The sequence below is a fragment of the Levilactobacillus sp. FUA 3915 genome, from assembly GCF_044053135.1.
GTDB lineage: Bacteria > Bacillota > Bacilli > Lactobacillales > Lactobacillaceae > Levilactobacillus > Levilactobacillus lanxiensis.
Genome location: NZ_CP168704.1, coordinates 1,363,465 through 1,389,777 on the forward strand (window position 1 = coordinate 1,363,465; position 26,313 = coordinate 1,389,777).

Here is a 26,313-nt window from a genome sequence, read left to right on the forward strand (position 1 = left end):
ATGTCTGTTAAACACGGACCTAGTCTGTGAAAGCTAGCCGTTGAGACAACGGTAACTGATCAAGAGTGACTCATGGAGCGAGTCTTCCCTAACCTGTCAAAGTTAGAGGGAAGGCTTATTTTTTATGGTTATCGGTCGAGTAACTGGGGGTATTAGTCGTTTACAAGACAAAAAAGCACACCGACCAGTAGCAAGCAGCTACCGAATCGGTGCGTTTAACATGGTATACTACTAATGGGATGAGGGACGCTCAAGGTCGACGGCAACGATTTGCACGTCGTAACTGGCGTTGGGGGCCTGAATCGTGACCGTTTCGCCGGGATGATGTCCCAGCAGGGCCTTGCCCAGCGGCGATACCCGGGTGATTTTTCCCGCCTCGAGGTCAGCTTCCTGGGTGCCAACCAGTTGGTAAACGGCCTGGTCATCGTCGTCCATAAAAGTCACGGTGACCCACTTGCCGAGCTCGACCCGGTCATTAGCGGCGGGGTTGACGACCTTGGCATACTGGAGCTGCTTGTTGAAGAACCGTAACTGACTTTCTAGGTGGCGTAGGTCTCGTTTAGCGGCGGAGTATTCCGCGTTTTCTGAAAGGTCTCCGTGCGCCCGGGCCTCGGCTAGAATCGCAATTTTTTCGGGACGGTCGGCTTCGAGGGCCGCGATTTTTGTTTGCAGCTCCTGGTAGCCGGCTGCTGTGATGGGGTTAAAGTCTCCTGCCATCGTATCACCTCAATTTACATATTTATTTATTGTGCGCCGCCGGTCTGGTGAAAACTTGGTCTGGCCGCGGTGGTTTTCGTTTCCGACGGCAGATTCAAAGTGCCCGGCTATGGGGTCGGTTCCAGACTGAAAGGCGGTCTTCCACCTCGATTTTGAGCCAAAGAGCGGTCTCAAAAGTCGCCCCGTGGGCTAGGCTGGGGAAACGCGTCCCAGCCAAGACCACCGACACAGCCGGTCACTTTGATCTGCCTCTGGTCACTAACAACGACCTAGTTGGGCCCAGTTTTCCCAGGCTGGTATCTGAGACTGGTTTAGCTTGTCAATGAATCGTGTTCGACGGGGCTTGTCTGCTTAATTAGTGCAATTTCCTGTGAAGCGAATCAATGAGTACGATCAGTTAGTCGAGAACACAAATAGTAAAATGGAACATGGTTAAGTCAGTTGGCAATAGTTGGCCAATCTTAGCGACCAGAGGCGGGCCAGGGTGCCCAGCTGTGTCGGTGGACTTAGCTGAGTGATTTTCTCAGGTTAGCCCACGGGACAACCTTTGAGACCGGTTTTCAGGCTCAAAGTTGAGGTGGAAGACCGTTCCTCAGTCTGGAACCGGCCCCATAGCAGGGCACCCTGAGCCCGCCGTCGGGAGCGACGTGGTCTAATCATTGCCAACCAGCCAACCGCAGTTCCATTTTAACGAACGATGTGGAAAAAGAAAAGGAGTCACCTCATGAAATTATCCGTACAGTATTGGGTCAAACAAACCGGAATCGGTCTGATTTTTACCCTGATCTTTATGCTACTCGGTCACCTCAACTATGCGCAGTGGCGCCTGATACCGGGGCTATCGATTGCCGACTGGTACTTCCTGGTCTGCCTATTGTGCTTTGCCTTCGCCAAGTGGGTCATCCTCGAAGACAACCGGGATGTGAAGGCCCCCACGATTCGTCGGCGGCGGAAGCGGGGATTGAAAAAGGCCAGTGATGACACGGCCTCCGTCTATGAGAAAATGGCCAAGCCAGCGCGCGCCCCACGGCTTCAGGCGGCCCCGAAGACAACGCTGAAATGGTACTGGCTAGTCCTGCTGGACATCGTGCTCGCCTTCACGAGCCCACTGATTTTAGGGGGATTTATCACTTATTCACTACGGCACAATTAAATTGTGTGATTTTTTCAAGCTTTAACGTGCGTTAAATGACGTTTTTGCGACTTCACCCTTTATTGATGGGTTTCATGTTAAAGTAGTAACAGTTGGAAGAGGTCAGTTTTACGGCAACTGATTTTGCCAGTCAATCGGTTAAAGTATACGTGAATAACGGGTTAACATGATTGAGGGGCATCCACTGGTTATCTAATCAGATATTGTCGGCCTGACAGTGCGTCAGAATGAGTTGTCACTTAGGTTAATGGCGTTTTGAAGATTTGACCAATGTGCTGAAGAGTAAGTAGTGGTTATCGGAGGCCTAAGGGACACGAGTAGTTAGAGCTTGGGGGAGTGCTAATTTGCCGACTGGAATTAAATAATCCACTTAGAAGAGGGCTACCAGGACTGGTGGTTCTTTTTTATGCCTGGAAGGTGTCGCAAAACGATTGCAAACAAGTCAATTTCAAGGTACATTAATGAGTAATAAGTATTGTATCAAATTAGTTGAAAGGGTGTGATAATTGTGTTGGCCGTTTATCTTTGTGAAGATAATCCGGAGCAGTTGAAACATTATACGGATGTGGTTCAGCGTTACATCATGATCAATGATTACGATATGCAGGTCGTCTGTGCAACAGCGAGCCCGGCAGAGTTATTGCATCAGTTGACGATTGACCCACCAGAGTACGCGCTGTTCTTCTTGGATATTGAGTTTCCCGCTGAACAAATGTCGGGGTTAGAGACCGCCATCGCCATTCGAAAGCAGCTGGGATTTGCTGAAATCGTCTTCGTGACGACCCACTCGGAAATGGCTTTGTTAACGTTTGAACGGAAGGTGGAGCCGATGGACTTCATCGTGAAGGACCTCGGACGCGAGCAAATTGACCAGAAGTTGCGGGAAAATATCGATTACGGATATGAGCGCTATACCAATTATTTAAGCAATACGGAAAATCTGTTTAGCTACACGATTGGTGGCCGGAATTTTAGCCTACCGATGGGGGACGTCTACTTCGTGGCGACCGCGGAGACGCCGCATAAGGTCACGGTTCACGCCGCCAGCCAACTGGTTGAGTTTCCAGGCTTTTTGAAGGATATTGCGGATCAGTACCCGGAGCTTTATCGGACGGACAAGAGCTTTCTGGTGAACCTGGCTAACGTAAGCGGCATCGATGAGGTTAATCGGCAATTGCTTTTTCCTAATGGAGACCGAACGGACGTAGCGACCCGGCGCTTCCATGAGGTCAAAACGCTGGTGCAGAAACATCTGAAGGCTTGAAAGGGTGACGAGTGTGCACGTCTTTGACACACATTTTTGGATAAACTTAGTGTTGGCCGTGACCATGCAATGGTTCATCACGCTCTGGATTGGGGTCATTCGGCCGCAAAACTGGAAACTGCCCCTCAAGTGGTTGGGGTGGGGCCTGATTCCCGCGGTCATTGGCGAGTCCTGGGCCCTGATTCTGCCGCCATTAAGCGCGCTCCTCTACTTAATGCACCATCGGCCGCGAATGACGGTAATCTTTGTCAACGCGACCATCGTGATTTACTTAGTCGTTGTTCTGGTAAACGACGTGGTGCGGGCCGTCACAATTGAATTGTTTGGCTTTGCTACGAGCCAGACGATGCTGGTGATTGCCTGTCGCCTCATTTTTCAATTGGTTATCTACAGTTTGTTTTCGATTGCCGTGACGGGGATGCGCCTGCAACCGGGGAATCTAGAACGACTGGCCTTTAATCGTAAAGAACAGGTGACGGTCATGTCCTTGCTAATCAGCCTGGGCGTTCTGGCCCAATTGTCGTCAACCATCATTCACCGGCTGGCAATTACTCACGCGATGATGACGTTTGCGTTAAGCGTGGAACTGGTGATGATTCTGTTGATCAGTACCAGTCTGTTTTTCTTCCTGCAAAGCTTTTTCCACCGGCAACGGGTCCGAGCCTTATACCAGGAAACGTTGTTGCGTACGCGTTATGACCGCCGGATTTCCAATCAAGTCCGGGCCATCCGCGAGTTCAAACAGATTTATCAAAAGCAGATGTTGCGGTTGGGCGACTACCTCGACGCTGAGGATTACCAAGGGTTAACGGCCTATTATCAAACGTTGAATTCTCGCTGGCAGGCGACCAGCCATTTGGCAGGTATCGAAGAGGAGGGGTTGCAGCGACTCAACGACCCCGCCTTAAAGAGTCTGCTTTTTCAGAAAATATTGGCTGCACAGAATCAGGGGTTATCACTACGGCTGGAGGTGCCGACCGCCATTCGTAGCCTACCGATGGACAGTGTGATGCTGTTGCGGGTAATGGGTATCCTACTAGACAATGCCATTGAAGCCGGCTCAGTTGACGAGCAGTCGGCTATTTACTGTGCCGTGCTGGATTATCCCGATTCCGTTGAGCTAGCGGTGGCCAATCCCGTTTCGACCACGAAGCCGCCGAAGATTAATGAATTTATGACAGCGGGGTACACGACCAAGGGTGAAGGTCATGGTCAGGGCCTGAACACGGTTCGAGAAATCGTTGATGAGACGCCCAATGCGGCCCTACAGATTGCTTTGAAACGCGGCATGCTGTATCTGACGCTAATTTTAACGAAGCCGGGGAGGTGAGCATGTGATTACGGTGAGTCAATTGAGCCTGGGGTTGGCGGACTATTCGATGAGTTTCTGGTTCGTGCTCTTTCAATACTACTGGTTTCCGCAATTGTTGCCGATGAAGCATACGTCGTTGTACTGCGCGCTGATTGCGGCGGCTTACACGGCGGTTGACCTGCTAAATCCCTTCACGGCCCACAGCACACTCCTCGGTGCGTTACCCGTGATTTTGTTGTTAGGATTTGAATTTGCCGTGATGGGTTTCCGCCACCAATGGCAGTACCTGCCGGCGTTTATCGACGTGACCATGCTGGCCTACCTGTTGATTGAGTTCATTGACATGATGATCATTGCTGCCGCAATCGCGCTGGCGGGGACGACGGCTGCCGCCAGTTTCTGGGGAACCTTGACCGAACTGGTCATTAATAATATTATTTTTGCCGTGATTGGGTCCAGCCTGTGGCTGACGAGAGCGCCAATGGAAAATTTGATTCAGGATATCTTGGGACGCTCAATGGAGTATCTATTTCTAGCCTTCATGTCGGTGCTGGGCGTGGTTTACATTCTATTCGAGTATTCCTTACAATCGCTGCAGGACTCGGAACCCTACCTGGTCTTTCTGGGCGGCATCGCGGGGACCCTGGTGATTGGTTTATCATTGAGCACGTACATGTTGATGCAGACCCACCTACAAACGGAGCACACGCGGTTTCAAACCGATCAACGAAAATTTCGGGAGCAGTACACCACGGAATTGAACCGCCAAATGGGAGCCGTCCGTAAATTTAATCATGACTACCAAAACATGTTGCTGGGGCTGGGTGGCTACCTCGCGGATCAGGATTACGATGGTTTTCGGCAGCTGTACATTGATATTCGATCGGGCTGGGAAACCAGCAATGCCGCGGATCTGACGATTGAGGACCTGGCTAACGTGCCGAGTGCGGCGCTTCGGTATCAGCTTTATCATAATTATTTATTAGCGCAGCAGCAGGGGGTCCAGCTCTTCGTCAAGGTGCCCGAACCACTCACGGCGACCGTGACGACGCTAAAAGATATGGGACGAATCGTGGATGCAGCCTTGCCACCGATTTTACCCGTTTTGGGGCAGCTTCAGCCAGCCATCGTGACGTTCGAGCTGAAGGAAACGGCAAAGGAACTTCGCTGGTCGTTGACCTTCCCAGTGCCAGGAGAGGCCCAACTGGATGGGCATACCCGAATTACTGCTGATAAAGGAGTATTAGATTTTTCTAATGCCCACAAGTTGTTGCCGGCGAAAGCAGTACTGACTTTGCAGATGAAACTTCATTGGGGCCAATTAAGTGTGGCCCTACCGAAGGACTAGGCGAAGTAACCGGGGCCTTGGAGTATTCACAAAGTCAGCATGCAAAATCGTTTACAGAATGGTTTCGTTCGAATAAACTAATTGCCTGAAAACGCTTGCATTTCTACACCCATCTGATATACTAGGTCTTGTAATACCAATCAATCTTTCAGGGAAGTCGGAAAATAAAGTGATTTTGCGGGTTCTCGACATTGTGAAATTACTCTCAATCTTTACGATTAGGAGAAACTTCACTGCACAATTAGTTTTAACTAACTAAAAGTGATTTGAATTGCTCAATACTACATATTGAGATTATGGCTGATTTGAGTGACAGCGTTATCCTGACTACAAACTGTGATTATGTTGAATGCTCTAATGATGCTAGTGGGAGTCGGAGAGTGGTTACTCCGGCTTTTTTTGTGTAAAAGAGTGCGGAACGAGCCGATTAGACTCTGAGCATTAACGTGGCTAAGGGAATATCCCCGGGCTTGGGATATTTTCTTAGCCGGGTTAAGCGCAGGAGTCTGGCTCGTGTAGCACGTTTCGGAGGCTGCCAGGACCGGGATTGATTGGCGAGAGCCAGTCAAATGATCCAAAGCAGTTTCAGCAGAAGGCTCAAGGACATTTTCGTTACGTTGTTAAGCGGAACCAGCTACCTTGCGGAACACGTTTCGGAAGCCGCCAGAATCGGGATAGACAAATGAACCCAACCAAAATACATACTATAAGTCTGGAGTTATTTCCTTAACCTTATTAACACTAATCGACTAAATATAAAATTAAGAACCCAGACAAAACGACTAAAAGTAAAGTACCCACACCAATAAAAGTGCAATCCAGTAAACACCCAAAGCACTGGTGACCATTTGGCAGCAATCGCAACTCCTAGTCGTCAAAGCGGGAAAGTAATTAAACTACCAATACAATCACACCTTTTACAGCACTATCCAATCAAAATTAAAGCGCTTTCTCTAGTGCACACGATCTCTTCGGTATAGACTGTGGCTGTTTCAATCAGTTCATTAATACAAGAGAAGAGGAAATGGTATGAGTCGTTTAGAAGGTAAAGTTGCGATTGTTACTGGTGGCGTCAAGGGAATTGGGCTAGCTTCTGCAAAAGCCTTTGCGCGTGAAGGAGCCAAGGTCGTGATCACGGACATCGACGATAAGGGCAGTGGGGAAGCCTTAAAAGAAATTGGCCAAGACCGGGCCATTTTTGTGAAGCAGAACGTTGCCAAGGAAGCGGGTTGGGAACCCGTTTTCGCCGCCGCGGAAGAAAAATTTGGTGCGGTCAACATCTTGATGAATAACGCCGGGATTTTACACTTTGATAGCGCTGAGGACATTGAAGAAGCCGATTGGCATCGCGTTCTCTCAGTCGATCTTGATGGTGTCATGTTTGGCGTCAAGCACGGCATTGCCCACATGAAAGCCAAGGGTGGGTCCATTATTAACTTGTCATCCATCGCTGGCTTGATTGGAATCTCGAATCTGTTCGCCTACAACGCAGCGAAGGGTGGCGTACGGATGTTAAATAAATCCGCGGCACTGTACTGCGCAGAAAAAGGGTACGCTATCCGGGTCAACTCGATTCACCCCGGCTACGTTCACACGCCAATGGTCGACGCCTACCCAGAAATGCGGAAATCGTTGGAAGACTTACACCCCATGAAGCGGTTAGCGCAAGCCGATGAAATTGCCAACATGGCGCTGTACCTAGCTTCAGACGAGTCCTCCTTCTCAACGGGAGCTGAATTCGTCGTCGACGGCGGGTACACGGCCCAATAAAATTGTTGTAAGGTGGGTCATCTTGTTACCCGGTGCGTTTAGTTGGGTTAGAACTAGCGTTAGCCGCAAGGATGGTGGAAATGGACTCAGCCGTGGGAATTGCCTTAGCGGCGGGCTTTGCCACTTAGGCAATTGATATCTTTGAGACGCTTGAGCGGCTCAAAGTAAGCGCGGAGACCGTACTTTGGCTCCGGGCGTTCGCCCACAGCGTTCCGGTCCATTTCCACCAGCCTGGAGGCGCTGTCGTACAGGAATTCAACCCAAATTAAAAGTGTTACTGGACTCCGCATAGTCCGGTAACACTTTTTTGATGCTAAAGTAGGTTAAGAATTCCCCAGATCAATAAGATGGCTAACAAGAGCAATAAAATAATCAGAGAAACGCGTGGTAGCCAACGCATCGAATCCCCCCTAAGCCGCTCAACTGACACCAGTATAACAATAAAAATGGTTAACGGTTGCAATCGTCTAAATCGTCCAAATTTTGACGATAACGCTAATCTTGGTGAAATTGGTCAAAATCAACGGGTATGGGGGCCGTTACGGTCGTTTTCGCCTGATTGAGGGTAAACGGTTGGGGAAATCCTAAACGCCAACAGTGGAGTCGTAAGCGGTCTTCACTAGGTGGACCGTAAAGGGGGTCGCCAATCAGAGGGTGTCCCGCCGCGGTAAGGTGCACGCGTAGCTGGTGGGTTCGCCCAGTTTCTAACCAGAGCTTGACGAGCGTGGCGTTGGCCCGGTGTTCGAGGGCCTCATAATGGGTGACCGCGGACTGAGCATGAACGCCGTTAACTAGGCGTTTGCGTTTGTCTTCAGGGTCGCGACCAATGGGGTCCGTGAAAGTGCCGCTGCCAGCCAGCTGACCATGTACCCAAGCCAGATAGGTCCGGTGAACGCGTTTTTCAGCAATGTTGCGCACCATGATCGGGACAACGGCGGGTGTTTTCGTCATTAGGAGGGCCCCAGTGGTTTCCTGATCCAATCGGCTTAGGATGTAGGGCCCGGGGGCGTCTGGTCCTAAATAAGCGGCGACGTGGTTCAAGGTCGTGCCGCGTTCCCAGGGTAAGTTGGGATGGGTCTTACTGCCACGGGTCTTATTGACGACAAGGAGGTCGGCCGTTTCGTAGAGCACACTGACGGTCGCGGCGCTGTCGGGCCACACGTCGGGGAAGGGTTCCTTAAAGTCCGTGGGCACAAACGTTAGTGCGACGGTCTCGCCAGCGCTTACCAGCTGGTTCATTGAGCGGTACAAACCGTTGACCAGGACACGTTGGTGAATGCGCAGGTCGTGGACCAGGTGGCTAGGCAGAAGCCAGGCCGTCAGTAGTTTTCGTAGCGGTTGTGCGGGTTGCGTGGCGGGAAGGGTAATTTCGTAGGACCAGTGCATGGCAAACTCCTTTCGACAAAAATAAGGCCGGGAACCAGTCCCGACCTTACGTTGATGGTCAAATTTACTTGATATTTTCAGGTTTGACGATCAGCACGTCGCAGATTGCGGAACGGCTGACGTAGTTGGTCACGGAACCGACCATTAAGCGTTCAACGGCCGTCAGACCAGTCGAACCGATCACAATCAATTCTGACTTGTGGTCAGCAGGAAATTCCCGCGCAATAACGGGTTTGGGATTCCCAAACCGCACGTGAATGCTGACGTCGGGAACACCGGCATCAATCGCCTGTTGCTTCAAGGCGTCGAGCCGATCCTGAACGTCTTGGGAAAGCTTGTAGATGACGTCGCCACTAACGGCACCGCCATAGGTATCGCTAAATTGGTTCACTTCGAGCACGTTTAAAATGTCTAAGTGGGTCTTGTTGCGCTTAGCGACTTCGATTGCTTTTTCTAAGACTGGTTGGGTTGCCTTGGAACCGTCAACGGGAACCAGAATGTTCTTGTATTGTTGTAACATATGGAATGCCACCCCTTCACGAGTCATGTTAAAACTTTACCTTAACTATATCATTTATTGCCGAGAGTGTAAGCATTTTATTCTTGAAAGTTCTCTTGAAAAGTGATGAAAAGGCCGTGAAGTGGGCGCGTTTGCAGAAAGTAAAAAATTCTGACGTCACCAGTTATTAGAGCCGATTATCAGGAATGACCATCAATGCTGTCGCGGCAACGTTAAACTGCTGTTTCATTAAAATGTTAATTTCGCGGGTCAAGTCGTAAATGGTCGCGGCCGTCATTTGGGGATTCACAGCGATAGTGACGCTGACCATGATCAAATTGCCATCGTAGTAAGCCTTGAGGAAGACAACGGACTGGACGTCGGGCAGCTGTGAGATCTGAGTACGATAGGTTTTTTCCAAGGTGGGGTCAAAGTAATCGACCAGATTCAGCGCGCTGTTACGAAAAATTTTCACACCGGTCCAAAGAATGTAGAGGCCCAAAATCAGACTGGCAACGCCGTCAATCCAGGTAGCATGGAGCCAAGCGATGCCGATAATCGTCAGGACCGTTACGAGACTGGTCAGGGCATCGGTCCAGGAATCACGGGCGGCGGCTGCGAGGGCGGAATTGCTGAGCACGTGTGCCCAATGGTGATTGGTCGCCCAGAGCCCCAGCAGAATCAGACTGGAGATCCCCGCACCAACAGCGGTAAGGCCAGCTTCCAGATGATAGGTCGGCCGTTGAATCAGGATCATGGCGGCCTGGTAGACGACGTCCGCAGCAATCACGACCATCACGAGTCCCGCAATCAGCGTATAGATGGTTTCGAAGCGAAAGCGCGACTGCTGAATGCGTGGGCCAATCGCGTGTTGTTCTTCGGGAGAAATGGGGGCGCCCCACATGTCATCGTCATCCGTTTTGGCCGCGATGTACAGGCCGGTCATTAACAAACCGGTAGAGAAAATTCCAGACAAGTTGTTGAACGCATCGGCACGCAAGACTTGTGAGTGGCCAATCTGGGCGCAAAAGTATTCCACCAAGAAGAGTCCCAGGTAGGCGGCAACGTTCGTCCAGAGGTGATGGTGGGCCCGCCGAAGGTTAGTGACGGCTGCTTGTTGAACCTGTTCCCAGTCGTGGGAGTGAACGGCATTCATGACAATCACCTTCTCTTTGAAATTGGCGCTTAGTATCACCCAAAGCAGGTGCTGAGGCAAGTTAAATTAGGTTGTTAGGGAACCCGATAAACCAAGCATAATGAAATAAATATGGGGACAAGTAAAGTCGCCTGATTTTAAGTGACCAAAGATAAGGTTAGCGGGCTTTATTAAGTACAACAATCGTTATAAACGCCGATATATCAAGCTTTGAGTCCTTGGCAAACGAGCGTGAATCACGTATAGTCGCCCCTAGTAAGAGAGACGAGATTGAGGGGGGAATGACCGATGACGGGAGGATCAGAGTTAGCATGGACCGATCCCATTTGGACCTTTGTGAAGGTCGGCCTGGTGTTGATTTTTCTGAGTGGTATGGTCTGGCAGTTTCGCCACCGACGCAAGTAAAAAGGGGATGTAGGCATGCTGAGAAGAGAAATATGGCAATACACGGGACAGCACTATCTACGGCTGTGGGTTCTGGTGACGGCTTTACTACTGACATTGGTAGCAGCGGGCTTTCAGCTTAAGTATCATGTGGCAGCCTTGGGTGGCTTAGATACGCTGGCGGTGATGTTGCCTGGCCTAATTTTGAGTACGACGCTCAGTAACCGGGAAGCATCATTGTTACCAGTGACGCGCTTAAGTTTGGTCGCGTTGATCAGTGCTGGGTATTTGGTCTTGTTGGGTGGTGGGCTATTTCTATTGCTGCAATTACCCTGGACCAATCCTCTGACGGTAGACACGGCAACGATGACGTCTCTGGCATATGGCGGGGCCACGGCGTTACGGGGATTGGGGGTCATCTGGTTACTCCTAGTGAGTGTCGGGACCCTACAATTGATTGTGGGGCTGTATTTTCGCCGGCTACCTAGCATTGTCCCATGTATCGTTCCAATTTTGGGGCTGATCACTCACGGTATTCTCTCCCTGACGGCAGTGCCGTGGAGTTATTCTGGCGTCTTTGCCATGGAATTTATGGTCATGCTGCCGTTTCTGACGATTGCGGGAACGGGCAGCCTGGTGGCGGTCTACCTGTATCTGGTGGCACACAAAAACCGCCGAATCCCGAAAGATTCGACGGTTCATCTGAGCGAATAGCCCAACTGATTCTAGAAGATTACTTTAAGCTTGAAGAAGTCAAACTCAAACTGCTCCAGAACTCGTTGTTCTTAGGACTCATGTCAAAGCCCTTAACCCGCTTGTTCACTGGACCCCAGTTGTAGGAGAAGGAACCAGGAGCAACGGCAGCTTGTTCGTTCATGTATTCTTGCCAGTTCTTGAAGGCCTTGGTCCGGTAAGCATCGTTCCAAGCCTGGTTGTTGTTCATCTTGTTCATGAGTTCAGTGTTCTTCTTAGAAACGAAGTGACCCATGTTGTAGGTTGCGTCTTCGCCGTACAGTTGTGTAGGGGTTGGTTCTGATGATAAGCCCCAAGCAGCGGCGTAAACGTCAATCTTGCTTTGCTTTGGTGATTGTAACGTGGAGTAGAAGCTGTTCATTTCCATCGTCTTACCACCAGTGAATTGCACGTCCAAGCCAACCTTGTGCCATTGTTGCAGGTAGTCTTGGTATTCAGCAGCTTGAGCTGAGGTCCCAGTCATGGCACCGAAGTAGATGGTTAACTTCTTGCCATTAGGATCTGAACGCCACTTGCTACCGTTACGCTTCTTGTAACCGGCGTCAGTCAGCAACTTGTTAGCTTTCTTGATGTTCAGTGGGTAACCCTTGGCACTGGCGTCGTAGTACTTGTCAAAGATTGGTGGAATCAAGGTGTTGGCACGCCAAGTAACCCCGTAACCAAACTTCTTCGTAACGGCATCCAAGTTCAAGGCGTACATCATCGCTTGACGTAAGCTCTTGTTAGCCATCTTGCTGTTCTTGTCCATGACGTTCTTTTGGGACTTCGTGTCGTAGTGACCAACGTTGAAACCAAAGTAATCGTAGGAAAGGGCAGGTTGACCAACTAACTTGTAGTTCTTCGTGTTCTTCAATTGCTTGTAGTCGGTCCCATGCATAACGGAACCAGGAACCGTGAAGTCATACTTGCCAGATTGGATGGCCTTGTCGATGTTGTTAGAAGAAACCACGTTAATGCTGATGTGCTTGATTTGTGGCGTCTTGCCGTAGTAGTACTTGTTTGGTGACCAAGTGGTTGATTCACCTTCAACGACCTTATCCAGCTTGTAAGCACCCGTAAAGAGTGGAGCTTTCCGGACTTGGCTGGAGGAAGCTAACTTAGCAATTGAGACGTTCTTGATGTATTCGTAAGGTTCAACAGTGCTCCAGATGAAGGAGTTCCCAGAGTACTTCATGGCTGGGGTCACGCTGTCTAAGTGAATGACAGCAGTCCGGCCCTTTTGACCATCGGGATAGGTGATCCCAGAAATGGTCTTGGACTTACCAGTATGGTAGGCAGCCATCCCTTTGATGTGGTTGAAGTCAGCAGAGTATTGTTGAGAAGTTGTCTTTGGATTAGCGATAACTTCGTAGGCGTACTCGATATCCTTAGCGGTAACCTTGGAACCGTTAGACCACTTAGCATCGCTCCGTAACGTAATCGTGACAGTCTTAGCTTTTCGGTTGATCTTTTGGTTAGCCAGCCCACCATCAACGATCTTGTAGTTCTTGTCGACTTTCCAAAGACTGTTGGAGCCACCAGGTGCGAAGACGTCGGCATCTTCAGAGTTGGTAGCTAAGACGGGATCAGAGATTCCTTGGAATGGTGAGTCGTTTGGTTCTGCGACCTTCAATGTACTGTTCTTCGTGGCGGTCTTGTCGGTTGCTTTCGTGTTGTTATAAGCTGGTGAGAGCTTAACAGAAGCAGTCGTCCCGCTCTTGCTGGATGAACTCTTGTTGCTGGAACATGCAGCGAGGCTAACAGTCGCTAAGACTGCCATCGCTGACAATGCGAGTTTTTTCTTATCCATGCTATGTTTCCCCCTTGTTTTTAAAATCCTCATTTTAACGCCAATTGGTTCCCCTCAGAATCAATCGGTAAAGCGGTAACGCAACAGACGAACGTGTGACATTGAGTGGCACCATCTCCTCAAATGGGTTTAAATTTCATCTAGTCGGCGGCACCTTGTCGTTGCGAAGCATCCGCAGCACGACGAAGAACTTGACCGACGTAGCTAATTGATAAACAAAGAATGATAATTTCTAACGCAGCGGGTAACCAAGTCCACCAGTATTGGGTGATGTTGTTAGGGTCGTTAGCGTTAGCAATCATGGTCCCTAGGGAAGGCGTCTGGCTTGGTAGCCCGAAGCCCAGGTAGGAAAGACCCGTTTCAACCCCGATGTTTTCGGCGAAGGATAACGTACAGTCAACGATAATCAATGACGAGATGTTCGGCATGATTTCGCGGAAGATAATCTTCCAGTGATTGGTCCCAGAAGTTCTAGAAGCAGAGACGTAATCCTTTTCCGATTCGGCTAAGGTCCGTGAACGAATCAGCCGTGACGTGCCTTCCCAGTAGAAGATGGAGAAAATCAACGTCAAAGTGACGGAGTTGTAGTGGGGGATGATGGTAACCAAGACAATGATCATCATGGTCATGGGTAACATCATCATGAAGTCGTAGACCCGTTGCATGCCCCAGTCGATGTAGCCGTTGAAGTAACCGGAAATCAAGCCCCAGCAAATCCCAAAGGTGGAGGAGATGACGGTCAACCCAATGGCAATTCCGATAGAGTTACGGGAGCCCACAATCAACTGCTTGGCAACGGAACGACCACCAGAGTCAGCGCCCAACCAGTATTCCGGTGTAAACGGCTGGTTGAAGTAACCCATGATGTTTGTCTCCATCATTTTAGGGGTGTTGATAAATAAGGCCCCAATCATAACGAAGAGAATGAAACCAACAATAATGAAGAGTGCAGCCATAGCCGGTTTGTCGGCCTTGAATTCGCTCCAAATAATTTTAGCCGTGGAAGGCGTGGCTTCAGCCTGCGCTTCCTGTGTTAAACGGGCCAAATCAGCTGCGGAAACGTCTGAGTGTTGTTCAAAATTTTCTGCCATTCTGTTTAGCCTCCTTATTCAATCCGAATTCGTGGATCGACAATACTTAAGATAATGTCTGACAGCAACGTTCCAATTAAGTTTAGAATCCCGTAAATGAGGACCAACGCGGTGATAACCGTGTAGTCCCGGTAACTGATCGAGTTCACGAACAACAGGCCCATCCCGGGGTAAGAGAAGACGGTTTCGGTAAAGATGGAACCGTTTAGTAACCCAGTAATGGAGTAGCCAGCGAACGCGGCGATAGGTAACAGAGAATTTCTGAAAATGTGGTGACGGTAGATATCCTTGCTAGGAACCCCTTTGGAACGTGCAGTCCGCACGTAGTCAGAGCCCTTAGCGTCAATCACTTCGGAACGCAAGTACTGGACGATGTTAACGGTCCCGAACAAGGCCCCTAAGATACCTGGCAAGAGGATGTGGTAGAATCGACTCCCAATTGTCTGTAGCCAGCCACTCCCACTCGCTTCGGCCGAAATCGACCCGGTCGTTGGGAACCAACCAAAGACGTAACCGAAGATCCAAATCCCAATAACTAAGATAACGAAGAAGGGGATGCAGTAGGTCACGTAGGTGTAGACCCGGATGATGGTATCAGGTAATTTACCTTCATGCCGACCGGCGAAGACACCCATTGGTAAGGCAAATGCGTAAGTTAAGATCATGGTGAAGAGGGCCAACCACAAGGTGTTACCGGCCCGACCAGCAATTAAACGGGTTACGGGTTCTTGGTATTGATAACTGTTCCCTAAATTACCGTGGAACAAGTGGACAACCCATTGCCAATATTGTTGGTACCAAGGGTCATACAACCCATTGATCTTCATCAAATGGTGAATCTGTTGGGGGTCAGCCTTAGGGTTGATCGACCCGGTAAATGGGTCACCAGGCATCGCCTTGGCGAGGAGGAAGACCAGGATACTTAGGATAATGACTTCTGGAATCATAATTAAGAAACGACGGAGAATTGTTTTCCACATTAGGCCTGCACCTCCCCTTCCTGGCTGGCAAGTTGTTTAGCGATGTTTTCAGGTAAGGCCACCGCATGGGTGGGGCTGACCTGAATCAACGGGAAGGCTTCACCGTTTTCGTCATAGTATTTGTTTTGCTGTTCTTGGTAGATTTTTTCAACGGCCAAACGGGAAGCACGGTGAGCCGCCCGTTGGTTAACGTTTGTTTCGGGGATGGCAGCCAGTAGCCGTTTCGTGTAGATATGTAACGGGTGGTTGTAGATATCCTCTCGCGTGCCAATTTCAACTAAGCGACCGCGGTTCATGATGGCAATGTTATTGCACATGTGCCGAACAACCCCCAAGTCATGGGAGATAAACAGGTAGGAAATCCCAAATTCACGTTGAATCTTTTTCATAAAGTTTAAAACCTGTGCTTGAACGGAAAGGTCCAAGGCTGAAACAGGTTCGTCAGCGATGATTAACTTTGGGTTTGTGGCGACAGCCCGAGCAACCCCAATCCGTTGCCGTTGCCCACCAGAGAACTGGTGAGGGTATTTGTACAGTGCATCGGCATCCAGCCCAACAATATCAAGCAATTGAAGAACACGTAATTTTTCATCGTCCTTGCTGAGGTGTTCGAAGTTACGGAGCGGTTCAGCAATGATGTCTTCAATTCGTTTCCGGGGATTCAAACTGGAAAGGGAATCTTGGAAAATCATTTGGACGTCTTGGTTGTAGTCCAACTTAGTACGGTTGGCTTTCTTGGTGATGTCAACACCCTTGTACATAATGGAACCACTCGTGACTTTTTCCAGGCCAACGACTGATTTACCAGTCGTTGATTTACCGGAACCAGATTCACCAACCAAACCGTAAGTTTCCCCGGCTTCAATGTTGAAGGTGATGCCATCAACGGCCCGAACGGAATCGGTGATGCGGTTCCAGAAGCCGGTCCGAATCGGGTAGTGGACTTTCAGATCTTTGATTTCAACTAAGCTCATACGGTCACGCTCCCCTTCTCATCTGGAAATGAAAATTCTTTGTAGCAGGTGCAACGAACTTCGTGGCCCGGTGCAACTTCATGCATGCTAGGATTTTCTTCGTGGGCACTGGCTGGCACCCAAGGAATCCGTGGGGCAAACCGGTCACCGGTGCTAGGCATCTTCTGAAGGGAAGGGACATTGCCCTTGATGACGTAGAGGTCATCGTTTTCGTTGTCTCGCTGAGGCATTGACCGCAGGAGAGAACGCGTGTAGGGATGCTCTGGTGTGTTGAAGACTTGTTCCGCGGTACCTTCTTCAACGATTTGGCCCGCGTACATGACAGCGACTCTGTCGGCCGTTTCAGCCACGACACCCAAGTCATGAGTGATGAGGATAATGCCCGCGTGGTTTTCCTTTTGAATATCGCGGAGAACGTCCAGAATCTGTGCTTGGATGGTCACGTCTAAGGCGGTCGTTGGTTCATCGGCAATGATTAAGTCGGGCTTGCAGGCAATGGCAATCGCGATGATGACCCGTTGCCGCATCCCACCGGAAAGTTCATGAGGAAATTGATGAGCAGTTCGCTTGGGGTTTACAATCCCAACTTCATCGAGCAGTTGTAAAACACGTTCGTGCTTTTCTTCCTTAGATAAGGAGGTATGGTAATCCATAACTTCACTAATCTGATCTTCAACGCGCTTCAGTGGGTTCAAAGCGGATAATGGGTCTTGGAAGATCATCCCAATCTTAGCGCCTCGGAAGTCGTTGTACCCATCATCATCAAGATTAAGAAGGTTGGTACCTTCAAAATCAATTTCGCCAGAAATTTTTGTTTCGGCTGGGTCATGCAGACCCATGATTGTGGTGGCTAACGTACTTTTGCCACAGCCTGATTCACCAACGATGGCGAGAATCTCGTCATGGTGGACTTGGAGGTTAATGTGGGAGATGGCGTCGTAGAATTGGCCATTAATCTTGAAAGCCGTGCTGACGTCTTTGATGTTCAAAAAGTTTGATGCGGTTTCCACGGAAATCCCTCCCCAATGTAGTGATTCTAATATATCTCTCATTTTTGAATAAAGCCCGGTGAATAAACGTCTTTTCGTATTCAATTCGGTCCTTAACAATAATTGTGTTTGATTATAGTTAATCAAATTCTCATTTACAACCCCAAATTTAAATAATGCGGCCATTAAATCTTCATAGAATCCTCACAAACTTTGTTATATCAATCATCGCAGACTATTCATAAAATGATAAAAAATTTAACCTAAAACCAAATAGTTGGATAATCTTCCTACCAAACCATTAATTAACAGGATTAACCTATGCACTCTTCTGAAAAATTATGCATGTATATTCTGAATGAGAAAGTTCTTAGCATTTTGGTTTATACCTTCATACCACTTCACAAGGTGTGGTATGATACCAGTAATAACTACAGAATTTTTGAAAGCGATGGCTGAACGATGAGATTAGACTTTTCTGTTGCAGTCCACAGCTTGCTTTACCTGGACGAAAATCGTCCCCGAAAAATTGCGAGCCGGGAGTTGGCAACATCCTTACAACTGAATGCGGTCATGATTCGAAATATCCTGTCCGTTTTGCACAAGCAGGGCTATATTGAGGGCTCTGTTGGTAAGAACGGGGGATATCAACTGATTCGTGATCTTGCCGAAATCAACGTGGGTGAGCTGTACGATCTGACGATTCCGCCGACCATCAGCTATGCGCGGTTTATTACGGGCGACTCCAAGGGGACAAAGGCCACTGACAACACGGATATCTCTGCGAACATTTCGCAGACATTGACGGACCTGTTTACCTTGGCTGACGAAGATTATCGCAAATTCTATCATCAATTTACGATGACCGATCTGAAGGAAGACCTACACCAGCACGGTTTCTTCCGCAAGCTGATTAACCACGACTAGGGCTTTAATTAGTAAGCAGATTGCTGCCTTTTGGTAAGCAAAGCAGGTATAATATAGATGTAGATAAGAAATGGCGGTCACGGCCACCATTAATGTCGTCGAAAATCGCCCGGGGTGAACCTGGACGATTTTTTAGTATAAGAGTGTGGAGCAGGGCGGTTAGCTGGCGAGCATTAACGGCGTAACGGGAATGACCCCGAACCTGGGTCGTTTTCGTTACGGTGTTAAGCGGAACCAGCTGCCCTGCGGAACACGTTTCAGAGGCCGCCAAGTTAGGAATATAGTGGCGAGAACGAATCAAACGAACTAAGCAAATGCAGTCAGTAACCGCAAAGCCGGGCAGGAGTTCCGGGCCTTTCTAAGCGCAGGGACCTGCCTCACGGAACACGTTTCGGAGGCCGCCAGCTCAGGGATACAGCAGCGAGAGAAAATCAAACGCACCAAACAAACACAGTCAAAAATCCCACCCAACCATCTTTCACCAACGCAATGTCACCGAAAAAAGTTCGTGAAATTCCCGTCCAATCAGGGATTATCAGCGCAACTAGTGACAAATTTTCAAAAATCCTTTCCACTTTGTAAGCTAAATTGTAATCGGTTACAACTCGTGCTATGATTTAAAGTAACCGGGAAAGTTACCGTATGGGGCTGGTCCGGGTTGGTTAATTTGAAAGGGGTTTTTAGGTTATGTATTGGTATGCCATGAAATCACACGATATTCGTCAGAATTTAGCAACGGAACAATACTTGATGAACAACAAAAAGTTCGATGAACCTTTAGTTTTGTTCTACTATGAAGGACCTTGCATCATCGTTGGTCGTAACCAAAACACACTGGAAGAGATCAACCAAAAGTACGTTGAAGAAAACAACATCACGGTTACCCGTCGGTTATCGGGTGGCGGTGCTGTTTACCAAGACCTCGGGAACCTTTGCTTTAGCTTCGTGGTTGATAGCGATAGCGAAGAATTCGGGGACTTCAAGTCCTTCGTTCAACCCGTCGTCGATGCTTTACATGAAATGGGCGCTACGACTGCCGAAGTTTCTGGCCGGAATGACATTTTAGTCGACGGCAAGAAGTTCTCCGGTAACGCGATGTACTCGCACAGTGGCAAGACCTTCTCCCACGGCACCTTGATGTTGGACGTGGACCAAGACGTGATTGCGCATGCCTTGAACGTCCCAGCCGACAAGATGAAGTCTAAGGGCATCAAGTCCGTTCGTTCACGGGTCACGAACTTAAAGCCTTACTTAGCCCCTGAATATCAAAACTTAACGGTCCCAGAATTCCGCGACACCTTATTAAAGGAACTGTTCCACGTGGATAACCTGGATGCCATCAAAGACAAAGAAGTCGTTATCGAAGACAGCGAAAAGGCTGCCATCGAGAAGATTTACAAAGACTACTACAGCAACTGGGATTGGGTTTACGGCAATTCTCCAGAATTTACGGTTAAGAAGCGTCAACACTTTACGGCCGGCACGATTGATGCCCGGTTGTTAGTTGAAAACGGGAAGATCAAGAACATCAAGTTCTACGGTGACTTCTTCGGTCCTTCTGACGCAACGGAATTGGCTGACAAATTAGCCGGTGTCCGTTACGACCGTGAAAACGTCGGACAGGTTTTGAACAGCGTCAACACGCAACTCTACTTCAATGGCATTGATACCAAAGATGTTTTGGACTTGCTGGTTGATTAGATTCCCGTTAGTTTTCGGCGATTAGCTGATTTTCCGCCGGGAATAAGTTAGAATAGAATGGAATTGACTAAGACGTGGTCGGTTTGACTGCGTCTTTTATTTTAGGAATTTATTGAGGAGTTTATTTTAAAATGAAAGATCGTAACGTGATTGCCTGGGCCATCATTTCCATGGTCGGCTTTATTGCTTTGAATTTTCTAATGTCCCGGCCCTTCGTTGACTCGCCCAACGTGCAAATGACCATGGCAGAGTTCTGGCACACAACGCTGATTGCGTTCGTGCTCTACGCTGTGCCAATCGTGTTGGCGGCGCTGAACTGGAAGCCATCCTTTTACTTCATGGGACTGGTCATCGCGCTGTACACGTTGTCACCGGTTAGCGTGATCATTAACATGTGGATGGACAGCGGCGCCAGCATCATGATCAAGATGTTGATGTCAGCGTTTGGCTTGGCATTAATCGTCGCAAACGGCTACTGGCTGGTCCTGGCATTACGGTTACGGCTCCGGCAACAAAAAATTGCGGACGCCAAGCGATTCGCTGCGAAAAAATAGAGGTGTAAGGCATGAAACGAGAAATTCAAGCATTTATTGACGCGGTCGAAGCCGATGAAATTCAACATTTCACGGCGGACACCACCGAAAAAGACTTTTTCAAGGATCCGGATGGCCTCATGGCACCCTTAGCGGCCTTCATCCGTGAACAAATTGGTCAGGATCAACTGGCCCAAGCCACGCTCAACGTGACCGACACGGACGTCTCCGTGCGGCTGGAGATGAGTGTAATCAATTTGCCAATGCAAGATAGTAAAACTATTGGTAAAATTATGGAAACCACTGATGAAGCCGACCTGAACGTGTACGCCGTCATCGAAACGCCAGATATCAACGTTTCTGGGCTACGCATCGACGCTTTGGCGCCTGCCACGACCTACGTGGATCAGGCCAAAGTCGCTGATCAAAGCCTCCATGACTGGTTAGGGCTTCAGATTGAAAAGCTCCAGGCAGCGGCGACCAACGAGGCCGCTACCGACGTGCCGAATGCGGACGTCACTAAACCGGCAGCTAAGAAAACGACGACTAAGAAGCCAGCCGCTAAGAAGACCACGCGCAAAGCAACCACGAAGCGCACGACCACTGCCAAGAAGCCCGCAACCAAGCGGACTACGACGAAGCGGGCAACGACGCGGAAGACCGCGACTAAGAAGTAGCCTTGTCTTTTGGGAGTAAGTGTGCTAGTATAGCTTCTATGCGATGAGTCGAGAAATCACGCGTCCCTTGCTTGCAAGGAGCGTCCGCACAAGCGGCTAGGTGAATTTGTCAGCAGGGCACATATGTCACCGTATTGTGACGTGTCTGATCTTGAGGGAATGTGGATTCCGAGACGGATCCGTTCGGGAGACTGAACGCTGTGTGAAAAACGTCCAATCAGTCTTGTACTGGTTGGGCGTTTTTTTTTGCGCTAAATTTGTGAAGTCAAATTACTTTGGTTTACAGACCATTCTGCCCAGTTAGTGACTTCCCCCTTGAATTCGTTAAGGGGGGCTTGCTATACTTAGCCCAGCACATTGGTGAGGGGCACTGACATATGGCAAAGAATACGAAACAAGAATTGTCGGCGGCACTGTTGACGCAGCTCCGGACAACGCCGGTTGATAAGATTACCATCAAATCCATCGTGACGGCCTGTGACCTGACGCGGCAGACCTTTTACAACCATTTCAGCGACATTTACGAACTGGTTGAGTGGACCGCCAAGCAGGCGACCGCCGAGTCACTGCAAAACGTGGCGGACTATGACAATTGGCAACAGGGATTCTGTAACGTGATGACCACGATTAAAGAGAACCGGTATCTGGTGCAGAACACCTACGAGTCAGCCTACCGTGACCTTTTAGAAAAATACATATATACGGTGCTGTACCAGTACATCATCGCCGTGGTTGAGCGCCAGGCGATGGGGATGCGAGTCGCTCAGAAGCACAAGGATTTTATCGCCCATTTCTACAGCCTGGCCTTTATCGCGCTCATTTTTGAGTGGGTCAAGGATGGGATGCAAGAGGACCCAGCCGACATCGTCGAACAAACGGGCGTGCTGGTGCAGGGAGATTTTCAGAAGGCCTTACAGAACTATGCCGAGTAATTGACAAAATCGGGGAGCTGTCAAAATTTTGACGGTTCTCTTTTTTTGTCAATTGTCTTGTTGGTGGGTGGGCCTTATCTTAAAGACAAGCACCTAATCCCAAACAAAGAAGGTCATCTTCATGAATATCTATCAGACGATGTATCATCCACTCAAACCCGCTGGCATCGACGACCGTCGGGCCAACATTGTTGGTGGTGGGATTGCTGGGTTAGCCACCGCGGTCTTTCTTATTGACGACGCGCAGATGCCTGCCCAAAACGTCACCATTTATGAAAAGAAACCGGTGATGGGCGGTTCCATGGACGGTACCAAGGGTAATCAAGGTTATCTGTGCCGGGCCGAACGGGAGCTGGAACCCTACATGGAATGTTTGTGGTACCTGTGCAGCAAGATTCCATCGCTCGAGAATCCCGGGCGCACGGTGCTAGATGACGTGGTCGACTTCAACCGCGATGAACCCATTCACAGCGAGGCACGGGTCATCGTGAACCAGGGTGAGATCGACAGTCATTATCATGATTATAAAATGAAACCCGAATACGCGGCCGCCATGGAAACGATTATCAATTCCACGGAAGAAGAATTGGCCAACAAACGGATCGATGAATTTTTCGACAAGGATTTCTTTAAAACCAACTTCTGGACCTGCTTCCACAGTCAATTAGCCTTCAAACACTACCACAGTGCCATCGAATGCCGGCGTTATTGGCAACGGTTCACCTTCATTTCCCGGCATGAATACCTGGAAGGGTTCGTCCACACTAAATATAACGAATACGATGCCATCATTTTACCAATCGAACGCTGGCTGATCGACCAAGGAGTCCACTTTGAAAACAACTTCAACGTGACCGACCTGGGCTTCTCCGATGCCAACAACACGGTCGATGAAATTATCGCGACTCAAAATGGTAGCGCTGCCAATGTGGCTGTGCAACGCCAGGACCTGGTCTTCGTCACCACGGGGTCCATCAGTGAAAACAGTACCTTCGGCGACAATCACACGGTGGCCGAAACCAACCGCGACACGCAGGACATGGGGACGTTTACCATCTGGCAGAACCTGGCCAAGAAGGACGCCAAGTTTGGTCATCCAGAGAAGTTCCTGGGACAGATCGACCAGACCAAGTGGATTTCCTTCTTCCCAACGGTCAAGAACTATCCGGAATTCTTCAAGCGCATCGAGGAACTCTCTGGCAGTCCAGCCGGGACCGGTGGCCTCATGACGTTCAAGGATTCCAACTGGGATCTTTCCTTTGAAATTCACCACAAGCCATTCTTCCCTTACCAAGCCGATGATGAAGAAGTGGGTTGGGGTTACGGCCTGTATGGCGAAAATGAAGGGAATTATATTAAGAAACGCATGTGGGACTGCACCGGCGATGAAATTTTGACGGAACTGCTGTACCACTTGGGCATGTTAGACATCAAGGACGAGGTACTGGCCCACACCTATATGTCGACGACCATGATGCCGTACTGTACCAGTCAGTTCATGCCACGGCAAGCCGGCGACCGGCCACTGGGTGTTCCAGAAGGTTGCACCAACCTTGGCCTGCTCGGGCAGTTCGTGGAAATTGACGATGACGTGGTCTTCACGGTTGAAACCTCCGTTCGGACTGGGTTAGAAGCCGTTTACAAGCTGCTTAATTTTGACAAACGGCCAATCGAGGTCAACCCGTCACGTTACGACGTCCGCTACCTGCTGCAACGGATCAAGCGGTTCCAAGGCATCACCGGTGACGTGACCGCCGCTGATTTGCCACAGGTTGATCCTGCCCAATTACCAGCACTGACGGCCAAGCTGTTGAAGCTGGTCAACGCCGTCCCACCGTACTATCAGATGTACCTGGGTCGCGACCAAACCATCCCCCAAAAGGCCGCGGTGTTGCATCCTAAGGCCCCGCACAGTAAGTAAAAACACACCTCCGCTGTAGATGCTGTGCGGACCTGTCTGAAAGTCGTCCCTTGTGGACGGCTTTTTTGTCGAGAAAACCAAGCCCCGACTAGTGCAGAACTGTGCTATCCTAAAACTATCTTGAATTTTGAGGGGACTTACAAATGGATAAAGGACGGGTGGCGGCCTTCACGGATGCCGTGGTGGCCATTGTGTTAACGATTATGGTATTGGAGTTCAAGACGCCAGAGGAGCCGACGTTTGCGGCGTTGGCCAGTGAGTGGAGTTATTTTGTGGCTTACTTGATTAGTTTCTTGTTTATTGGCGTGGCCTGGTACAATCATCACTACATGTTTGCGCTGACCAAGCGGGTGACCAAGAGTCTTTACTGGGTCAACAATCTCTGGATCTTGGTGATGGCAATGTTACCGGTGACCACGGCTTGGGCCGGGCGCTTTATCATGGACGTACAGCCGGAACTATTTTACTTCATCATCTTTACGTGCTGGACGCTGGCCTACGCCGCACTATCCTACACGGTGATGCGGGTCAATCATGAGCGGCATCCCGAGGTTGCGCGGAAAATTCGGTGTATGCCGGCCTACCGGGTTCACGTCAGTGTGTGGTTTTGGCTAGTTTGGGTCATCGTACTGGGCCTGATTTTTGTTTGGCCGCCAATCTCACTGCTCTTTACCTTAGCTGATCTTAGCATGATGGCGATTCGCACGTCGGATGATAGCGACAAATTGTTTTAGAGGGGTTTAACGACATGCAAGATGAAGTTTTTAATATTCCGGCCTATTTTTATTTGGGCTGGCTGATTCCGCTGTTCTTTGGCGGGGTCTTTACCATTAGTTACCGGATTGAAAAACGCCGACTGGGCAATGGTATTTGGTTTTCGCTCTTTTTCTATTCGTTTTTGGCGTTACTGGCGATGACGATTCTGGGAACCAATAACAAATGGCTGATTGTCATCAGTCTGGCCTTATTCGTGATTCTCCTGCTCCTGATTGGGGTGGTCTTTGCCCTCCAAGCCTTCCTGTTGCTGTGGAATGCCTGGATCGTTTGGAAACGGGAGAGCCACACGTTGGCCAACATGCTGACGTTGTTTCTGGGCATCGCCATTTTACTGGCGCCGTTTCTGACGTCACTGATGACGCGCTATCTGCCCGTGCCAGTGGCCTCAGGCATCAGTCTCTTTGCCGCGATGGTGATTTTCTACGTCTTATTCTGGTTCTACAATTACCTGACGATGCTGGTGATTTATCAATTTAATCATCCCCGGTATAAGCAGGATTATTTAATCGTGCTGGGAGCGGGCCTGTTAAATGGCAACGAGGTTTCCCCGCTGTTGGGCCAACGAATCAATCGCGCTTTGAAATTTTACCGCAAGCAATTGCGTAAGATTGGCCAAGGTCCCGTGATTATTTTCTCCGGCGGCCAGGGTGGCGACGAAACGGTTCCCGAGGGTGTGGCCATGCGCCAATATGCCATTGACCATGGCTTGCCACCTGAACGGGCGATTGCCGAGGATCAATCGAAGACCACCTACGAGAATATGGTCTTTTCCAAGAAAATCATTACTGACCGGGGGACTGTTCAGCCACGGGTGACTTTTGTGACCAACGGGTACCATACGTTCCGGGCGGGAATGATTGCGCGCAAGGCTGGTCTCAAGGCCAACGGGATTGGCGCACACACCGCGAAGTTCTTTCTGCCAAACGCTATTCTGCGCGAATACATTGCGATTTTCGTGGGAAATAAGCGCTGGCATACGGTGGCAGTTGGGCTGATGTTGGCGTTGACGCTGGTTCTCACCTGGGCCGAATACCACGGGTGAAACTGAGACTAGGTTGCGGTAGGGTTCGTTCCCGGCGGCGGGCTCAAGAAGGCCTGCTATGGGGTCGGTTCCAGCCTGAGACCCAGGCTTCCACCTCAACTTTGTGCCTGAGAAGCGGTCACAAAGGTTGTCCCGTGGTCTAGGTTGGGACAGAACCCCAACCAAGTCCACCGACACAGCTGGCCGTCTTGGCCCACCTCTGGTCACTGACACTGACCGCGCTGGTTCATTTTCACCA

23 protein-coding genes are annotated in these 26,313 nt (G+C 49.6%); 14 read left to right on the forward strand and 9 right to left on the reverse strand.

What is annotated here, in order from left to right; all coding sequences use genetic code 11:
* Positions 1–231: 231 nt before the first annotated feature.
* A complete protein-coding gene (greA, locus tag ACEPST_RS06495) occupies positions 232–717 on the reverse strand; it encodes a transcription elongation factor GreA (RefSeq protein ID WP_204121659.1) in 486 nt (161 codons plus the stop codon).
* 724 nt (positions 718–1,441) lie between these two features.
* On the opposite strand from greA, the gene ACEPST_RS06500 reads away from it, so the two are divergent.
* The 5 genes from ACEPST_RS06500 (at position 1,442) to ACEPST_RS06520 (ending at position 7,564) form a co-directional block, all read left to right on the forward strand.
* The gene (locus ACEPST_RS06500) at positions 1,442–1,870 is read left to right on the forward strand and encodes a hypothetical protein (protein ID WP_204121660.1); all 429 of its coding nucleotides are present in this window, start codon (positions 1,442–1,444) and stop codon (positions 1,868–1,870) included.
* A 499-nt stretch (positions 1,871–2,369) separates the two neighbouring features.
* Positions 2,370–3,134, forward strand: a complete 765-nt coding sequence (locus ACEPST_RS06505) for a response regulator transcription factor (RefSeq protein WP_395390581.1) — start codon at positions 2,370–2,372, stop codon at positions 3,132–3,134.
* 64 nt (positions 3,135–3,198) lie between these two features.
* Complete coding sequence (locus ACEPST_RS06510) at positions 3,199–4,464, forward strand: GHKL domain-containing protein (RefSeq protein ID WP_204121715.1); 1,266 nt, start codon at positions 3,199–3,201, stop codon at positions 4,462–4,464.
* A 4-nt stretch (positions 4,465–4,468) separates the two neighbouring features.
* On the forward strand, positions 4,469–5,794 hold the full coding sequence (locus ACEPST_RS06515) for a signal transduction protein (protein ID WP_204121662.1): 1,326 nt from the start codon (positions 4,469–4,471) through the stop codon (positions 5,792–5,794).
* A 1,029-nt stretch (positions 5,795–6,823) separates the two neighbouring features.
* On the forward strand, positions 6,824–7,564 hold the full coding sequence (locus tag ACEPST_RS06520; protein ID WP_204121663.1) for a glucose 1-dehydrogenase: 741 nt from the start codon (positions 6,824–6,826) through the stop codon (positions 7,562–7,564).
* A 495-nt stretch (positions 7,565–8,059) separates the two neighbouring features.
* Here the strand turns inward: ACEPST_RS06520 and ACEPST_RS06525 are convergent, their stop codons facing one another.
* The 3 genes from ACEPST_RS06525 to ACEPST_RS06535 all read right to left on the reverse strand — a co-directional run bounded on the left by ACEPST_RS06525 (position 8,060) and on the right by ACEPST_RS06535 (position 10,605).
* Positions 8,060–8,950, reverse strand: a complete 891-nt coding sequence (locus ACEPST_RS06525; protein WP_395425082.1) for an RluA family pseudouridine synthase — start codon at positions 8,948–8,950, stop codon at positions 8,060–8,062.
* 64 nt (positions 8,951–9,014) lie between these two features.
* Entirely contained in the window at positions 9,015–9,470 is a 456-nt protein-coding gene (locus ACEPST_RS06530; protein ID WP_125765236.1) for a universal stress protein, read from the reverse strand.
* A gap of 166 nt (positions 9,471–9,636) precedes the next feature.
* The gene (locus ACEPST_RS06535) at positions 9,637–10,605 is read right to left on the reverse strand and encodes a cation diffusion facilitator family transporter (protein WP_204121665.1); all 969 of its coding nucleotides are present in this window, start codon (positions 10,603–10,605) and stop codon (positions 9,637–9,639) included.
* A 420-nt stretch (positions 10,606–11,025) separates the two neighbouring features.
* Here ACEPST_RS06535 and ACEPST_RS06540 point away from each other — a divergent pair, with 420 nt between their 5' ends.
* A complete protein-coding gene (locus ACEPST_RS06540; RefSeq protein ID WP_204121666.1) occupies positions 11,026–11,703 on the forward strand; it encodes a hypothetical protein in 678 nt (225 codons plus the stop codon).
* A 19-nt stretch (positions 11,704–11,722) separates the two neighbouring features.
* Here the strand turns inward: ACEPST_RS06540 and ACEPST_RS06545 are convergent, their stop codons facing one another.
* The 5 genes from ACEPST_RS06545 to ACEPST_RS06565 all read right to left on the reverse strand — a co-directional run bounded on the left by ACEPST_RS06545 (position 11,723) and on the right by ACEPST_RS06565 (position 17,586).
* Positions 11,723–13,531 (reverse strand): oligopeptide ABC transporter substrate-binding protein, encoded by a 1,809-nt coding sequence (locus tag ACEPST_RS06545; RefSeq protein WP_204121667.1) that lies wholly within the window; start codon positions 13,529–13,531, stop codon positions 11,723–11,725.
* A 140-nt stretch (positions 13,532–13,671) separates the two neighbouring features.
* Positions 13,672–14,622 (reverse strand): ABC transporter permease, encoded by a 951-nt coding sequence (locus ACEPST_RS06550; protein WP_203643850.1) that lies wholly within the window; start codon positions 14,620–14,622, stop codon positions 13,672–13,674.
* Between the two features lie 14 nt (positions 14,623–14,636).
* Entirely contained in the window at positions 14,637–15,602 is a 966-nt protein-coding gene (locus tag ACEPST_RS06555) for an ABC transporter permease (protein WP_125765231.1), read from the reverse strand.
* A complete protein-coding gene (locus ACEPST_RS06560; protein WP_204121668.1) occupies positions 15,602–16,576 on the reverse strand; it encodes an ATP-binding cassette domain-containing protein in 975 nt (324 codons plus the stop codon). Before ACEPST_RS06560 ends, ACEPST_RS06555 begins: the two co-directional genes overlap by 1 nt.
* Positions 16,573–17,586, reverse strand: coding sequence for an ABC transporter ATP-binding protein (locus tag ACEPST_RS06565; RefSeq protein ID WP_203643854.1), 1,014 nt, complete (start codon positions 17,584–17,586; stop codon positions 16,573–16,575). Before ACEPST_RS06565 ends, ACEPST_RS06560 begins: the two co-directional genes overlap by 4 nt.
* Positions 17,587–18,027: 441 nt before the next feature.
* On the opposite strand from ACEPST_RS06565, the gene ACEPST_RS06570 reads away from it, so the two are divergent.
* The 8 genes from ACEPST_RS06570 to ACEPST_RS06605 all read left to right on the forward strand — a co-directional run bounded on the left by ACEPST_RS06570 (position 18,028) and on the right by ACEPST_RS06605 (position 26,075).
* Entirely contained in the window at positions 18,028–18,492 is a 465-nt protein-coding gene (locus tag ACEPST_RS06570) for an RrF2 family transcriptional regulator (protein WP_203643856.1), read from the forward strand.
* 687 nt (positions 18,493–19,179) lie between these two features.
* Entirely contained in the window at positions 19,180–20,193 is a 1,014-nt protein-coding gene (locus ACEPST_RS06575) for a lipoate--protein ligase (protein ID WP_203643863.1), read from the forward strand.
* Between the two features lie 131 nt (positions 20,194–20,324).
* The gene (locus tag ACEPST_RS06580; RefSeq protein WP_203643865.1) at positions 20,325–20,747 is read left to right on the forward strand and encodes a hypothetical protein; all 423 of its coding nucleotides are present in this window, start codon (positions 20,325–20,327) and stop codon (positions 20,745–20,747) included.
* Positions 20,748–20,758: 11 nt separating this feature from the next.
* Positions 20,759–21,403: a hypothetical protein gene (locus ACEPST_RS06585; protein ID WP_239064531.1), complete on the forward strand. Its 645-nt coding sequence runs from the start codon at positions 20,759–20,761 to the stop codon at positions 21,401–21,403.
* Between the two features lie 377 nt (positions 21,404–21,780).
* Entirely contained in the window at positions 21,781–22,335 is a 555-nt protein-coding gene (locus tag ACEPST_RS06590; protein ID WP_204121669.1) for a TetR-like C-terminal domain-containing protein, read from the forward strand.
* Between the two features lie 121 nt (positions 22,336–22,456).
* Positions 22,457–24,256 (forward strand): oleate hydratase, encoded by a 1,800-nt coding sequence (locus ACEPST_RS06595; protein WP_204121670.1) that lies wholly within the window; start codon positions 22,457–22,459, stop codon positions 24,254–24,256.
* 143 nt (positions 24,257–24,399) lie between these two features.
* On the forward strand, positions 24,400–24,990 hold the full coding sequence (locus tag ACEPST_RS06600; RefSeq protein ID WP_204121671.1) for a TMEM175 family protein: 591 nt from the start codon (positions 24,400–24,402) through the stop codon (positions 24,988–24,990).
* A 14-nt stretch (positions 24,991–25,004) separates the two neighbouring features.
* Complete coding sequence (locus ACEPST_RS06605) at positions 25,005–26,075, forward strand: YdcF family protein (RefSeq protein WP_204121672.1); 1,071 nt, start codon at positions 25,005–25,007, stop codon at positions 26,073–26,075.
* Positions 26,076–26,313 lie beyond the last annotated feature (238 nt).